The organism is Escherichia sp. E1V33 (assembly GCF_004211955.1).
Taxonomy (GTDB): Bacteria; Pseudomonadota; Gammaproteobacteria; order Enterobacterales; family Enterobacteriaceae; genus Escherichia.
In genome coordinates this window covers 31,461-47,957 of record NZ_RHJI01000007.1, presented here as the reverse complement: position 1 = coordinate 47,957, position 16,497 = coordinate 31,461, and the positions used below count along the sequence as shown (strand labels likewise).

Below are 16,497 nucleotides of genomic sequence, written 5' to 3'. Positions count from 1 at the left end.
CAGGTCAGGTGAATAATGATTTTTTCATCAAAAATCAGCGAGAAGCTCAGGTTCTTACCTGACTCATTATCTCTAAAAACAACTTTTATTATTGCCGTTTCTTTTGTTGTTTTGCTCTTCACTATGTCAAATATTATAACATTATATCATTTTATTGAGATTAAGAATAACGTTTTCAGGCTAACGACAGGTTTAGATCAGATCAATAAATTGTCAAAGACACGGCAAGCGCTTGAACTTGTCTTTGAAGAATGGGATTACCGTGACAATAGTAAATCCATGCATAACATGGAATCTGCTAAAAATTATTTCCATGAGTATCTGAATGTAATTTCTGATGATGCTAAAGTTGGTTCGAAATCCACTCAGGCAGTCAGTAATGCTTTTGCAAATGTTGAAAAGGCGTTTAGTTCGGGTCGACTGAGTGAAGTGCAAAAAGAGGTCGATAATTTTGTTATTCAGGAAAATGCTCTGGATGATTATGTCTATAAATATGATGAGCCTGAAGCTAAGGATATTATTAACTGTCTGTTAACTGACTCTTATTATGTTAGTATATTCTCTTTCGGTTTTTGGATAATATTATCGGTTGTTGGCTGGCTATGGTTAAAAAATAAAGTATTCTCACGATTTGAATACATTAAAGAATGCTTTTCTTTAATTTCTAATGGCGAACTTAACCATACCTTAGACATCGGTCAGAAAAACGAAATTGGCGAAGTTATTGAGCAACTGGATACTATGCGGCTCAATTTAAGCGAAATCCTTACAACGTTTAAAAGTTCAATTGAATTAATCAGTGACAGTACTGATGAAATGGCGCATGGCAACAGCGACCTGTCAACTCGTACAGAGGAGCAGGCGGGGGCATTACAGCTTACGGCTGCCAATATGGAAGAGATTAGTACGACAGTCGCGCATAATGCTGACAACGCAAAAAAAGCGAATGAATTTGCCAGCGCGGCAAATACGACGGCACAGGAAGGGCTGACGGCGGCGCAGGCGGTTACGGAAACCATCCGTACTATTGAGCAAAGTGTTAAAAAGATATCGGAAATTAACAAAGTTGTGGATGACATCGCTCGCCAGACATATATCCTGGCGCTTAATGCTGCTGTTGAAGCGGCAAGAGCCGGAGATCATGGACGTGGATTTGCTGTCGTTGCCAGTGAAGTACGGCATCTGGCTCAAAACAGCGCCAGTGCGGCAAAAGAAATCAATGAATTGATAACCACAGCCGTTGAACATGTTAATACAGGCAATGCGCTGGCTTCCAATGCGGGTAAGACGATTAATGAAATGGTAGATGCCATTTATGATGTCAACAGCATTATGAATGATATCTCACAGGCGTCTGAAGAGCAGAGCAAGGGAATTCAGCAGGTTGCGTATGCACTGACTGAAATGGATAGCGTGACGCAGCGTAATAGCATATTGGTCGGCGAATCGGAAACCATCGCACTGAGTCTGCATGATCAGGTCAGACAATTACAGGAAATGATCGCCTTCTTTAAATTACCGATTAATGATCTTTGATTATCCCCGATGCACATCAGATATAGCACCCTACCAGGGTGTTATATCTGCCATCGTTGTCGATAACTACGATTACTATTCCTGTTTTTCTCGTTACTACTCCTGGTTTGGACTGGTTAATTTTTAGTAGTAGGCTTAATCTATTTATATAGGATTAATATAAATGCCTTTATATTAGCCAGGGTAAACACCTGAGTTAATCTCATTAAATATCTTAAGTTGGTTTATTTTTGCTACAGATTTAACTTATTTTATGGTTAATAATATGGAAACAGATGCAACAATTGAAGAGGGTGTTAATATCTGCATATAACAAGCCGTTTTTTGGAGCTAATTTTATGCAGCAACCTGTCGTTCGAGTGGGCGAATGGTTAGTCAGTCCCGATGTTAATCAAATCAGCTGCAACGGGCGGCGGACAACACTCGAACCGCGATTAATCGATCTTCTGGTTTTTCTTGCTCATCACCCCGGAGAGGTGCTTACGCGCGATGAGTTGATTGACCATGTGTGGAAGCGTAATATCGTTACCAGCCACGTTGTAACACAATCTATTTCTGAATTACGCAAGTCATTAAAAAATGGCGATGATGATGAAAATAATGAATATATCGTTACTATCCCCAAGCGTGGATATAAACTCACCGCGCCGGTAATATGGTGTGCTGAAGAAATGGAATTGACGCCTGAACAATCCGATATTATGTCTGATACTCCGCCACCGACCAATGCCCCCACCATTACCGCACCTCAATTAACGGATAATCAGCCGCGTAAATATCATCATTTCCGTGTTGTTATCGTTTGGGCTATATTTTTACTAGCCGTGCTCAGTTGTGTATTTATGGTTGCAAAAACAGCAATTAAATCTAATTTAACGACGACCAATACTCAGCTTCTGCTGAATCCACTTGATATTGATATACACCTCGTTAATGGAAATGCATGTAATAACTGGAATTTACAGCTTTTTTATGCCGTTGGCTTAGGAAGCCTGGTGACATCCACGCTTAACACATTTTCTAATTATATGGTGCATGACAAAATAAACTACAGTGGCCATGTTTCGGGAAATTCAGGGAAAACGTTAACGCTGGAGTTTCTCAATCAACGTCACTATCGCGCACAGCAATGTTTTATGTCTGTCCGCCTGGTCGATCATGCGAACGGCGAGGTTATGCTGGATAAACGTTACTTCATTACGGGGTCTAATGAGGTTGCGATCCAGAATGATTTACTGAGCAATTTATCATCGGCGCTCTCGCTATCCTGGTCAGACAAAATGACGGAAATGATGAACCATTATCAACCCATTAAAAGTCAGTCTCTGGCACATTTTTTTGAAGCACATCAGTTGTTAATGCAGGGGGATGCTGCATCGCTAAACAAAGCCAGTGAAATCCTCGAAGACGTGGCGAAACAGTCCCCGGAATTTACCTATGTTAATGCTGAAAAAGCATTGATCGATATTTTTCGCCATACGCAGCAGTTGCTTGATGACAAACAGCTTAAAACGTTATATGCCTCGATGGAGAAAATTCGTAACAGCCCAGGGATCAAGGATTCAGCGATTTACTATCAGATTAAAACTGTCGATTTGTTAGATCGTGGCAACGTGGAGGAGGCGTATCAGGCAATTAATCTTGGTATCCGAAATGAGCTCTCCTGGCTAAACTATATCCTGCTGGGAAAAGTCTACGAAATGAAAGGCGAAAACCGTCTTGCTGCTGATGCCTATATTACCGCATTTAATTTGCGTCCTGGTGAAAACACGCTGTACTGGATTAAAAACGGAATATTCCAGACATCACTAAACCGCATCGTACCCTACCTTGAAAATTATTCTTCAGCAGAATAAATGAAGCCTTATCATATTTTTTCTTAAATAATATGATAAGGCGTTTTTTTCATGTCATCAGTCACCGTATTTATATTTTACGTAATCCATCATAAGTCAGATGAACTACGGTTTTATTCTTAAGAAAGTTACTTTAATTTGTTGATATTCAACAAGATTTATCTTTTCATGATAACCGTAGATAATCCAGATAACCTTTATGGTTCTCTAAAAAACATCATTTATATATCGTTTATTGTTTATTCATTTTATCTTTAGGACTTCATTCTCCTGAATTAGTACTCTTTTCTGTAGTCGGCCAGTCTGCAGCGTTGTTTACATGTTGACTAGTGCCTTGAATATTAAATCCAGGAGATTGAAAATATGAGTTCTGCCAAACAGATCGGGCTATTTGCCTGTACTGGCGTGGTAGCCGGTAATATGATGGGCAGCGGGATTGCATTATTACCCGCGAATCTTGCCAGCATTGGTGGTATTGCAATCTGGGGATGGATTATCTCTATTATTGGCGCGATGTCGCTGGCCTATGTTTATGCCCGCCTGGCGACCAAAAACCCGCAACAAGGTGGTCCAATTGCTTATGCGGGGGAAATATCTCCGGCATTCGGTTTCCAGACCGGTGTTCTTTATTACCATGCGAACTGGATCGGTAACCTTGCTATTGGTATTACCGCAGTCTCTTATCTTTCTACTTTCTTCCCTGTATTAAATAGCCCAATTCCAGCCGGCATTGCCTGTATTGCTATCGTCTGGATCTTTACGTTCGTCAACATGCTTGGCGGTACCTGGGTGAGTCGTTTGACGACGATTGGCCTGATACTGGTACTGATTCCTGTCGCGCTGACTGCTGTTATTGGCTGGCACTGGTTTGATCTGGCGACTTACCAGGCGAACTGGAACACCTCCGGTACGACTGACAGCCGCGCTGTGATTAACAGTATTCTGCTCTGCCTGTGGGCTTTCGTTGGCGTTGAATCTGCTGCGGTGAGCAGCGGCATGGTGAAGAATCCAAAACGCACCGTTCCGCTGGCAACCATGCTTGGCACGGCAATGGCCGGTATTGTTTATATTGCCGCAACCCAGGTGCTTTCCGGGATGTTCCCTGCCGACCGTATGGCTGCTTCTGGTGCTCCGTTCGCCGTTAGCGCCGCGACGATGTTTGGCGGCTGGGCCGCACCGGTGGTTTCTGCTTTTACCGCTTTCGCCTGTCTGACTTCCCTCGGTTCCTGGATGATGCTGGTTGGCCAGGCGGGTGTCCGTGCGGCAAACGACGGCAACTTCCCGAAAGTTTATGGTGATGTTGACAGTAATAACATCCCTAAAAAAGGCCTGCTGCTTGCAGCGGTGAAAATGACAGCCCTGATGGTGTTGATCACGGTGATGAACTCTACCGGTGGTAAAGCTTCTGACCTGTTTGGTGTGCTAACCGGGATCGCCGTGCTGTTAACCATGCTTCCTTACTTCTACTCCTGTGTTGATCTGATTCGTTTCGAAGGCGTCAACCTGCGTAACAGCGCCAGCCTGGTTTGTTCAGTGCTGGGTTGTGTCTTCTGCTTCATCGCTCTGTCAGGCGCCACGTCCTTCGAGCTGACCGGGACATTTATCGTCAGCCTGATAATCCTGATGTTTTACGGTCGTAAATTGCACCAGCGCGAACATGCTGCTGACGACGTTAGCAGCGTAGACACCCACTAATTCCCTTCGTTTCTCTGCGTTCCTCTCGTTCTCCCACAACGAGACGGGAGGAGCCAGCTCTATCAGGAGATATAAATATGAACGTTATCGCGATAATGAATCAGATGGGTGTTTACTTTAAAGAAGAGCCTATCCGTGAATTGCATTGCGCCCTTGAAAAACGGGGCTTCCACGTTGTCTATCCAAACGACCGCGAAGATCTGCTGAAGCTGATTGAAAATAATGCTCAACTTTGCGGCGTGATCTTCGACTGGGATAAGTACAATCTTGCTCTGTGCGAAGAAATCAGCGCCATGAATGAGTACATGCCACTGTATGCGTTTGCAAATACTCACTCTACCCTGGATGTCAGCCTTAACGAGCTGCGTATGCAGGTGCGTTTCTTCGAATACGCGCTGGGCGCGGCAGAAGATATCGCCTTAAAAATCAAGCAAAATACTGACGAATATATCGATACCATTCTGCCGCCACTGACCAAAGCCCTGTTCAAATATGTTCGTGAAGGTAAGTACACATTCTGTACCCCTGGTCATATGAGCGGTACGGCATTCCTGAAAAGCCCTGTCGGTAGCATTTTCTATGACTTCTTTGGTGCAAACACCATGAAATCAGACATCTCCATCTCGGTATCTGAGCTGGGATCTCTGCTGGATCACTCTGGTCCGCACAAAGAAGCGGAAGAGTATATTGCTCGCGTGTTCAACGCTGAACGCAGCTATATGGTCACCAACGGTACGTCAACCGCTAACAAAATCGTCGGTATGTATTCCGCTCCGGCGGGCAGCACTGTGCTGATTGACCGTAACTGCCACAAATCGCTGACCCATCTGATGATGATGAGCGATATTACGCCGATCTACTTCCGCCCGACCCGTAATGCTTACGGTATTTTAGGCGGTATTCCGCAGAGCGAATTTCAGCATGAAACCATCGCCAAACGCGTGCAAGAAACTCCGAATGCCACCTGGCCTGTACATGCTGTTATTACCAACTCGACTTATGACGGCCTGCTGTACAACACCGACTACATCAAGAAAACGCTGGACGTAAAATCCATCCACTTTGATTCCGCCTGGGTGCCTTACACCAATTTCTCGCCAATTTACAAAGGTAAATGCGGGATGAGCGGTGGTCGTGTTGAAGGTAAAGTGATTTACGAAACTCAGTCTACGCATAAATTGCTCGCAGCGTTTTCTCAGGCATCCATGATCCATGTGAAAGGGGATGTCAACGAAGAGACGTTCAGCGAAGCCTATATGATGCACACCACGACTTCACCGCACTACGGTATTGTCGCATCGACTGAAACGGCTGCGGCAATGATGAAAGGTAATGCCGGTAAGCGTCTGATTGATGGCTCTATTAATCGTGCAATCAGGTTCCGTAAAGAGATTAAACGCTTAAAAGGTGAATCAGAAGGTTGGTTCTTTGATGTCTGGCAGCCAGAGCAGATTGACCAGGTTGAATGCTGGCCGCTCAATTCTGACAACGGCTGGCATGGTTTCCAGAACATTGACAACGAGCATATGTATCTGGACCCGATCAAAGTCACTCTGCTGACGCCGGGTATGACGAAAGACGGCACGATGGACGATTTCGGTATTCCAGCGAGCATTGTGGCGAAATACCTTGATGAGCATGGCATTATCGTTGAGAAAACCGGTCCTTATAACCTGCTCTTCCTCTTCAGCATTGGTATCGATAAAACCAAAGCTCTGAGCCTGTTGCGTGGTCTGACCGAGTTCAAACGCGCCTTTGATTTAAACCTGCGTGTGAAAAACATGCTGCCGTCACTGTATCAGGAAGATCCTGAATTCTATGAAGACATGCGTATTCAGGAACTGGCACAGAATATTCATAAACTGATTTCTCACCATAATTTGCCGGATCTGATGTATCGCGCGTTCGAAGTTCTGCCTGAAATGGTGGTAACGCCGTATCGTGCATTCCAGAAAGAACTGCATAGCGAAGTGGAAGAAGTTTATCTGGATGACATGGTCGGTCGCGTGAACGCCAATATGATCCTGCCGTATCCTCCGGGTGTACCGCTGGTGATGCCTGGCGAAATGATCACCGCTGAAAGCCGTCCGGTACTGGAGTTCCTGCAGATGCTGTGTGAAATTGGCGCGCATTATCCGGGCTTTGAAACCGATATTCATGGTGCGTATCGCCAGGCCGATGGCCGTTATACCGTGAAAGTACTTAAGTAATTAAAGTAGTAAATTGATATAACAGTTTATTTCCTTCTGTCTTATATCGATCTATTGGAAGGGGCCGGTGAATACATGCTGTCGTTCACCGGCTTTATTTTTTTCCGCTGCTCATTCCTCTTTAGCAATATTCTCAACATCTCCTGGCCGTTAAACTAAGGCCAAATCCTGATGGTTTTCTCTTACGCTGAGTGTCAGTATGTGATAGTGCGCATACTACAAAAAAGTTAATTTCGAGAAGAAAATTAAACATAATTAAGAAATAAGATAAAAACTTTCTTTTCACCCAGAAAAGTATTGTAGATAAATGTTGCTCTGTAAAATATATACCTGCTATTAACCAGCACAGAAAAAGGAGAAGCAAGATGGAAGGATATGAGATTATGTTCAGTAACCGAAAAATTAAGTTTAGTCATCAGGTATCGATCAGTTTGTTACTCGGCGTTATCGGTTTTTTTGTTGTCATCGCAGGAATAGTTCTGTTGTGGCACAATTATAATTCATAGGTAATGCCTGAGTATTTCGTTTCACCATCAGGTATTTGACTGCTGATATAGCTGATGTGAAGGGTAATTCATTTTCCTGCACGTCAGCTCGTTGAATTATCTGATGTTAACGGGATATTTTTTGTTGAAATTGTCAGCAATATCAGGTTATTACATGAAGTAAGCGCTTACATTTACATAAATCTGTAGGCCGGATAAGGCGTTTACGCCGCATCCGGCAAGAAACTACGTCGGGCTAAATAGCCATTACCGCGCACATTCATGATGTCCGCGCGAAAACACCTACTCAAGATGTCTGGCGAGTACGTCATTAATTGACTGCTCCAACTCGTCCATAACTTCTTTTGTCAGACGATTAAATTCAAAAGAGATTGTTCGGCCATTAACGCGTTTACGCGCGTATCGGTCTTTGTCATCAAAAGCCCACAGCGAAACGACCTTCGCTTTCTCTTTTTTAGGCAGCGAGATCAGCAAAGACGATTTTTTCTGAATAAGCTTCAGCAGCTTATTTTTAATCTCATCTTCCGCAAGGCCACCTTCGCTCAGAATAAGATCAATATCTTCTGAAATTTGTTCGATCAGCGTGCTCAGTTCGACATTTTTCTCGGCGAGACTTTCGTCTACCGCAGCCAGTAATTTGTAATCGGAAAAATGAAGCTCCGACTGCACTGGGAACAGTGAAACCAGCTCCTGCGGAACGGAGGCCGCCTGCATGGCGCGGGAGACTTTGGCCGGTGACAGTTTTTCCTGTGCGGCTATCTGTTTCTGATTCAGCCCTGATGCCTTAAGCGCCATCAGGCGTAACCCAACTTCACGCAGGTTATGTTCTTTCGCCGTCTGAATATCTGCCGCCAGTTTACGAGCCTCATCGGCAGACACCGTTGAAGTGGTGACCAGTACTTTCAGCGGGGTATGGCACAAAATTGCCGCCGCGCGTCTGCGGGAACCATCAATAATTTCCACACCATCTTCCCGCTCAATACCGATGCAAGGGAAAAACTGTTGCAGGCGGAGCGTGCGGGTAATGTCTTTCAGGGACTCGCTGGTCAGCGAGGTCTGATCGCGACCGTTTATCTCCTGAATGACATAGGTTCCTTTTTCGACCTCATTGGCCGGGATTGTGCGCAACGAAAAAGTAACATGACGCCCAGTGGAGAGAGTAAAGATTTGCTCCTGAGACGGTCCGCCATCATCCTCGTGCAGCGCAGGGGTTTTGAAGGTACGGCCTATGGTGACTCTCTTGGCGCTCATCATACAACTCCGTTGGTTCTGATAAATTCAATGCGGTCGAATACTGCCCGGGCGAAATCTTCAGCGGCGTGGCGGGCATTTTTCAACGCTTCGCTGCTGCCGATATAGGTGGCTGGGTTTGCCGAGACAACGGTGTCGAAGGACTCGCCGCAACGCTCAAAGCCATCCAGTCGCGGTAACGCGACATCGAGCATATCGCCGCCAAAAATCTCTTTTGCCAGGCTATGGCAAAGCTTATGGTCGGATTTATTTGACAGTTTTGACATGAAGCCGATATTGCCCCGTAGATTACACTTCATGCCGGATTCATTAATAATTTCAACCAGTTCAGGGAGTCTGGTTAAATATTTCAGCGTCGAGTGGAAATCGACCTGTGCAGGCGGAACCGGCGTTAACAGCAGATCGGCTGAGGCGATGGCATTTTTGAGAAACGCGTCAAGGTGTGGGCCGCTGTCGATAAAGATGAAATCGTAATCCTTGCGCAGTTTATCAATCACATTCTCTTTCAGCACAGCGTGAACATTTTGCCCCGGCAGGTGTTCGGCGCATAACTCATCCCAGCGTGAGGCGATAAACGCATCTTCAATTGAGGCTGGCAGTACATCTACGCCCGGCACAATGGAAGGCACGATAAATTCTGAGAGTAACTCCTCGCGCGACACATTTTGCAGCATGGCCTGTGCGGAGGTGGCCTCCACCATGCCAATGGCCCGGGTGTGGTTGAGGAACATGGTTGCCGAAGACTGCGGATCGAGATCAACCACCAGGATGCGTAAGTCTTCATAAAGCAGGTGAGGGTGGGTGCGTAGCGCATGGGCCAGAGAAACGGTAGAGACCGTTTTAGACACGCCACCTTTCAGGTTGCCGATGAAAACGGCGAATGCCGATGGATAGCGGTCGCGATATTTAGGAACGCCACGGTGATGGTAAATGTCGATAATATTCTGAATCGACATGGCGTACTTGGTGGAGCTACCAGCGGGGCGCTTATCAAACACATAGCCGCTTTCTTCCATCTCGTTGACGGCGTAGTCCACGCTGGCGCGCGTGAGACGGGGCAGCCGGGCAAGCGCCGCCTTGGCATAGACCTGATAAAACTTGTTTTCCTGCAACTCTTCTTTCTGTGACTGAATTTGTTCGGTAAGAGAAAACAGCATTTTCTCTGAACGTTGCGCAACTTTTAACAGATGGACAGGCGTATCCATGATTTTCTGCCTTTATGCTGAAATGATGAATTTCGTCAAGAATGCTACATACAAGTGGCAAAGTAAACATTTCAGATGCAATAAGGTAAAAATAGCGGGTAGCGGCTCACTTATCTGTTGAGTTGTGAGCATCTTTGGGCGTTATTCGCCAGATCGGAGTGGGGCAGAAGGCCGGGTTATGTCGTGCTGATGACGTACATAAAGCGCCTGTCTGGATAATATCGTTGTTGTATTGCGTTCAACTTGATGGAACTCTGATAGCACTATTTTCAGTCAATACGCGTCAGGGCTATAGTCCAAAAACATCGGTAATATCAGGGTATTTTTGATAAAAAAAGCCTACGCAATAGATGTTGCTCAGGCTATTGGTGGTTGTTCAGATCCCACTACCGACAGAGGGGGCTGGATCTGCTACGTATGAAAGTGGAAGACGGTGATGTTATCCTGGTGAAGAAGCTAAAACGTCTTGGTCGTGGTGATCTCCTCCCTGAAAACAGTACCAGTCTAAACTGAAGTCTCCGGTCTTTCTTCCTGCTAACAGAGAGGCTTATTACCATGAAAAAGACCCGTTATACCGAAGAACAGATTGCGTTTGCGCTGAAACAGGCCGAAACCGGCACCCGCGTAGGGGAAGTCTGCAGAAAGATGGGTATTTCTGAGGCCACCTTTTACAACTGGAAGAAGAAATTTGACGCTCAGGGCGTTACCGTCAGGTTTATTGACGATGGGAGCAGCACCGATGGTGATATGGGACAAGTGGTGATGACCATCCTGTCGGCAGTGGCGCTGGCTGTACGCCGGAGGGTCCTGGAGCGTACAAATGAAGACCGACAGGAAGCCAGAATGAAAGATGCGACAGTGTCATTTAATAAAACTGTCGCATTCAGAAAATAAAACCACAACGCCATAATTTACAAACAGAAATTCAAGGTGATATAGAAAATCATTTCAATTTTAAGACAATCCCATCTTTAAATGAAATATTGAAACTACTTAAAATATCAACTGGCATCTCATCTACGTACACGATTTTTAAGTCATTTAACGCCATTACATCTGGCAGGTTTTGAAGAGTTGCCGCAGCTAATGTTAGAGTCGCTTTTGAACCGGATTTAAAGTTAATCATTCCTGCCCAGCATTTTCCTGTTGGTTTCTGTAACTCTTGCACAGGAGCAATTGGGATAGTATTGTTCAATGGATTAATAGTTACCTTTGCACTACCTGACAACTGAATAATCTTACCCATCCCATTCCCCTGTGAAAACTGAGTTGTATGAATATCCACTGTCGAATTATCAAAAGCATCTATCGCAACATAATCTCCTTCGTTGTTATCAGGGACATCATTACATATAGTCCTTGCGAAAATATTTCCATAAGATGAATCATAAAAAGATAAACTACTCGAAAGGTTTAAATTTGAGTCAGTATGTTGCTCTAATCTAACATTTAGTAAGAGTGAAGAATTATTATTAAACCTCAATCCGCTAAGTATACTGCCCGCGATGTTATTTGTTGAAATTTCATTGGCTTGCACATCAAGTGTGCTGTATCCTGATATTATAGCGTTATAAAACAACTCAATATACTCTGCTGAAATGATGAATCTTGAATTCTGAATACCAGTAAGGTATGGGCTTTTAATTGTATCTAACCTTGACATTCCGAGGAAAACAGCGCGTAGATTTTCCAGTGTAACACGGCTATCATCGAACAATTTGAAATCAATTGCGAAATAAGGACGATGTCTCGAGGAATCAGTTAATGTTATGGTTTTTAAGTTTTTGTCACCTGCAATACGGAAATCAGCTTTTTCCAAAAACAGAAAAGTGGAATTTTTATCCTTCGTAGCTGGTACAGACCAATTAATAACGTCGGCTCCTGTACTATCCGGGAGAAGAATAAGAGGACCAGCTTGAACAGGACCAACGTGAACAGGACCAGTAGCCATACCGTAAACTTCAAGCCCGCATCCTTGCATTTTATTAAATGCTTCTGCAGGTCCCCTCAACGTGACTTCTCTGGGATAGTCAAAAGACTGATTACTTTCAGGATCCCAGTTAAACGTAGCGTCTGTATTTTTCATAATAACCTATTTTCAAGTAGAAGTTGTAACCCAAAAAAGTATTAGGTTGCCGATGAACTGCCTGTTTTGTACTTGTAATGGATTAAAGTGTTAATTCATTAGATCTGAACATGAAGCACAATTGTTGTTTTATTTTACGGAATAGGATTACAACTATATATCACGTTGCTGCCATCAATATTTCATCATTACTGATGACCAAAAAGCAACTGTATTTTTATTCATAAATAAATCTTCATTTCTAATGATGCAACATTTTATTTCATGGCCAAGTGACACTATAAATATTAATAGAATTAAAAAAGAGTTGTTGTTATTTACAAGTTATATATTGATATAGTTTGAGTTATTTTAAAATGATTAGATGTATATAGAAAATATTTTTATTATAAATCTGTGATATCAGTGATTGTAGTGGCACAGTAAATTTGACTACCTGATTAAAGGTGATATTCACACAAATAGCGGGTTGAGTCTCACCTATCCACTGAGTAGTAAGAATCTCTGGGCGTTATTCGCCAGATCGGAGCGGGGCAGAAGGCCGGTTACGTAGAGCTGATGACGTAAATAAAGCGCCTGTCTGGATGATATCGTTGTTGTGTTGCGTTCAACCTGATGGAACTCTGATGGCACTATTTTCAGTCAATACGCGTCAGGTCAATAGTCCAAAAAATCGGTAATCTCAGGATATTTTTGATAAAAAATGTCCTGCGCAATATTTATTGCACAGGACATTGGTGGTTATTCAGACTGATGCAGTAGGTAATCTCACTGCGTTAGCCAGGCACCCTTATCGGATGCTGGAGTGATTTCTGTTTAGTTAATGGTTAAATCCACCGTCATATTGTATTCAAATTTCCATGTTCCGTCGGTGAGAATGTAATGGATCAAACCGGTGTAATGTCCAGCAGGAAGGTCGGGGTTATCGCTGCGCGACCAGTCAAATAAACTTCTCGCAAGAGAAAGCCCACAACCAATCACAGTGTTGAAGGAATAAAGACCACAAGCTGTAAGCTTTCTTGCCCTTAACTTGAGCGTATACTCCTTGCCGTGTTCATCGATGATCGGTGTCTGAATCACTTCATTATCGGGATTGTTTCCTGATGATAGTGTTGTTGGGCCCATCGTGGGGGGAGCAACGATAAATGCTGTGTAAAGGTTAGGGGCGCTCAGATGCGCAGACATAGTTTGGGCTGTGTCAGTATTGATGACCCAGTGTTCAGATATCTCTGTCATAAACGCCATGTCTGGATCTGTTATCGTTGAACCATTCGTGCTTGCCGTTGTCGTCGCCATTCCTACTTTAGTACTTCGAATAGTGACACTTGTAATTCCGTTGGCATCGGTTTTTGACGTTTCCGCAGAAAGGAAGAAACCAGGTGTTGTCTGCCAGCTAACGGTAGCATCAGGGACCCTGTTATTGTTGATGTCCGTCACTATCGCTTCATAGGTTGCGTTATCCTTACCATCAGGGGCAACAATAGACTTATTACTATATATTGTATCCATTTTTGCGGTTTTAATATCTCCAATAAAGGTGACTCCAGGTGCCGCAAGCTGTGTGCCATTCACCGGTATGGTGGCGGTGACAATTGTTACGGCTGCGATTTTCGTGTGTCCGCTGACGGTGGCAACGCCCTGGTTATCCGTCAGACTGTTGGTGCCGTCTAACGTCAGATTCGGGGCGTTACTGGTCCAGTCGATCTGCACGCCCTTAACCGGATTATCGTGGGCATCTTTGACAGTAACCGACCAGGTTACGAGTTCCTTGTCATCGGCTACGGCCTGGGTTTTGTCCACTTTGCTGTCAGACAGGGCCGCTGTAGCAATATTGCCAGTCACATTCACCGTTACAGTCTGGCTGGACTGATTAATACCCGCAGTAATTTGCGACGCACCTCCTTTGGTGGTGGAATAAGCAACTTCCGCGATACCCTGACTGTTGGTGTCGGTGACATTACCAGGCTGGAAAATCCCGTTGGTATTATCGGAGCTCCAGTTAACCCGTTGGTTAATAACAGGATGTCCGGCTTCGTCCGTCACTGTGGCTTTCAGCGTTATGTTATCACCTGCTGCCACATCCGTTGTTGTGGACGGGGTGAGCGCAGAGACTGCGGCAGTAGCCGCATCGGCACCAAAGCTGATGGTTTCAGATGACTGACTTACACCATTGATGGTCGCCACAGCCTGACAGGCGAGTACATCCTCTGAGGTGAGCGTTGCTGTAACCTGACCCTGGGCGTCGGTTTTTTGCGGACTGCCGGTAAGATGATATTTACCTGTTGCTGGCTGAACCTGCCAGGTCACCTCACTCTGGCTGACGGGGTTCTTGTATTCATCTTCCACAGTGGCGGTCAGGGTAACCACATCCTTGTTATTCGCCATTGCGCTGGTTTTACTGGCGCTGACGTTAACCGGTTTTGCACTCTGTATATCAGGCGTGATGGTTAGCTGAATAGTTTTCTGGCTGTGATTGTCGCTGGATGCCGTAATGGTGGTGGCTTTCGCGAGCGTGCTGATGTAAGTCACCTTCACGTTACCCTTCGCATCGGTGTTCGATGTTGTTTCACTGAAAACACCTGCGGCATTGTCAGACTGCCAGACAACAGGTTTATTCGCGACCGGGTGACCGGATGCGTCCAGAACCTGAGCGGTCAACGTAACAATACCTTTACCGGCAGTGACACTGGTGTTATCTGCTGTCAGGCTTTGCAGCGTAGCAGACGTCGCATCCTCAGTGAATTTCACTGTGCCTGATGTTACCAGTGCTCCGCTGGCAGCATGGCCAATGTTACCGCTGATCTGATGCTCCCCACGTTGTTTTGAGGTCAGAGATACCGTCACGTTGCCGTTGCTGTCTGACGTGCTGGAGGCCGTTGACAGGAGACCTGTAGCAGGTATTGCTGCCCAGTTGATACTGATGCCCGACAGTGGGTTGCTGTTCGCATCCGTCACGATCCCCGTGAAAAAAACTTCATCGGCGCCGTTAGCGAGTGCGTTCTGTTTACTGAGTTTCAGGTCGGTAAGCTGCGCAGTGCGGGCGTCACCGATAAAGGTTACCTGTGGCGCATTAAACCCGGCACCTGTTTCTGCCTGGGCCGTGACTCCGGCATTTCCGGCTTTCAATGCGGACAGCGTGACGGACGCGACGCCCGAGGCACTGGTTGTTGTGCTCGGTGCTGAAAGCGTAACACCCGTACCAGAGGCGCTCCAGGTCACTTTATGATTTGTAACAGGGTTGCCTTTAGCATCTTTTACTGCTGCGGTGTAGGTAATAAGCTCCTTGCCGTCGGCAATAGCCTGCGTTTTATCCACGGTGACGTCAGTCACTTTTGCCGAAGTGCTGTCGGCAGTAAAGTGCAGACTTTGTGAACTTACTGCGCTACCGCTCGCGGTGCTGGCAGTAACCACCACATCCCCGCTTGACTGTGACGTTAGTGTTACCAGGCTGTTGCCACTGGCATCGGTGGTGTTCTGCGCGTTACTGAGCGTTCCCTTACCGGATGTAATAACCCACTTCACCTGGCTGCCGATCACCGGATGCTTACTGGCATCAGTGACCAGCGCCGTCAGTTGAATGGCATCATTCAGGTTGGCGATGGCAGTTTTTTTGTCGGCGTTAAGTGAAGTTACCGCGGCGGTTTTACTGTCCGCCATAAAGTGCAGGACCGGAGAAGCCAGCTTCTGCCCCTGCAGCGTGGCTGTCAGCGTAACCTCTTCCACCGTCGGAGAACTGACCTGAACAGTGACATGTCCCTGTTCGTCCGTCTGGGTGGTCGAGGCGGATAACTGCGCGGTATTGCTGGTTGAACTCCAGTCGATCTGGACATTCTTTAACGGATTACCCTGTGCGTCTTCTGCGACAGCAGTCAGCGTAGCGCTGTCCTTTCCATCGGCCAGCAGCGTGGTTTTATCCGGTGTGATGTTTTTCAGCACGGCGCTTTTGGTGTCGGCAACAAACGTCAGCGTGGTGGTTTGTTTCGCTGCACCGTTCGCGGTGGTGGCGGAAACAGTTGTCTGCCCGGCGTGTGTGGAGGTGAAATGCATGGTTGCAACCCCCTGATTATCCGCAAGGCTGCTGGTGCTGACGAAGATCAGCTACTAGTCCTGCTGACAATTCAGGAACATTTAGGGGATTGCAGAACAGGATAA

9 protein-coding genes and 1 pseudogene are annotated in these 16,497 nt (G+C 45.7%); 6 read left to right on the top strand and 4 right to left on the bottom strand.

All coding sequences use genetic code 11. The features are described from left to right. Positions 1–15 precede the first annotated feature (15 nt). The 4 genes from D9742_RS06645 (at position 16) to cadA (ending at position 7,297) form a co-directional block, all read left to right on the top strand. On the top strand, positions 16–1,536 hold the full coding sequence (locus D9742_RS06645) for a methyl-accepting chemotaxis protein (protein ID WP_130236379.1): 1,521 nt from the start codon (positions 16–18) through the stop codon (positions 1,534–1,536). Between the two features lie 338 nt (positions 1,537–1,874). Continuing rightward, positions 1,875–3,392: a lysine decarboxylation/transport transcriptional activator CadC gene (gene cadC / locus D9742_RS06640; RefSeq protein WP_130236390.1), complete on the top strand. Its 1,518-nt coding sequence runs from the start codon at positions 1,875–1,877 to the stop codon at positions 3,390–3,392. 363 nt (positions 3,393–3,755) lie between these two features. Continuing rightward, positions 3,756–5,087 carry a cadaverine/lysine antiporter gene (cadB, locus tag D9742_RS06635; RefSeq protein ID WP_130236378.1) on the top strand — a complete coding sequence of 444 codons (1,332 nt, stop codon included), beginning with the start codon at positions 3,756–3,758 and terminating at the stop codon, positions 5,085–5,087. A 77-nt stretch (positions 5,088–5,164) separates the two neighbouring features. Further along, the gene (gene cadA, locus D9742_RS06630; protein ID WP_130209511.1) at positions 5,165–7,297 is read left to right on the top strand and encodes a lysine decarboxylase CadA; all 2,133 of its coding nucleotides are present in this window, start codon (positions 5,165–5,167) and stop codon (positions 7,295–7,297) included. A 788-nt stretch (positions 7,298–8,085) separates the two neighbouring features. On the opposite strand, the gene D9742_RS06625 is transcribed toward cadA, so the two are convergent. Further along, entirely contained in the window at positions 8,086–9,057 is a 972-nt protein-coding gene (locus tag D9742_RS06625) for a ParB family protein (protein WP_240725565.1), read from the bottom strand. Then, the gene (locus D9742_RS06620; RefSeq protein ID WP_130236377.1) at positions 9,054–10,259 is read right to left on the bottom strand and encodes an AAA family ATPase; all 1,206 of its coding nucleotides are present in this window, start codon (positions 10,257–10,259) and stop codon (positions 9,054–9,056) included. Before D9742_RS06620 ends, D9742_RS06625 begins: the two co-directional genes overlap by 4 nt. A 393-nt stretch (positions 10,260–10,652) precedes the next feature. Here D9742_RS06620 and D9742_RS06615 point away from each other — a divergent pair. Then, positions 10,653–10,733, top strand: a pseudogene (locus D9742_RS06615) (recombinase family protein); the annotation flags it as partial. A gap of 81 nt (positions 10,734–10,814) precedes the next feature. Then, entirely contained in the window at positions 10,815–11,153 is a 339-nt protein-coding gene (locus D9742_RS06610) for a transposase (protein WP_130236376.1), read from the top strand. A gap of 49 nt (positions 11,154–11,202) precedes the next feature. Here D9742_RS06610 and D9742_RS06605 read toward each other — a convergent pair whose 3' ends face one another. Together D9742_RS06605 and D9742_RS06600 are read right to left on the bottom strand one after the other, a co-directional pair. Beyond that, positions 11,203–12,345 (bottom strand): hypothetical protein, encoded by a 1,143-nt coding sequence (locus D9742_RS06605; RefSeq protein WP_130236375.1) that lies wholly within the window; start codon positions 12,343–12,345, stop codon positions 11,203–11,205. 816 nt (positions 12,346–13,161) lie between these two features. Next, positions 13,162–16,392: an Ig-like domain-containing protein gene (locus D9742_RS06600; RefSeq protein WP_130236374.1), complete on the bottom strand. Its 3,231-nt coding sequence runs from the start codon at positions 16,390–16,392 to the stop codon at positions 13,162–13,164. Positions 16,393–16,497: the final 105 nt, after the last annotated feature.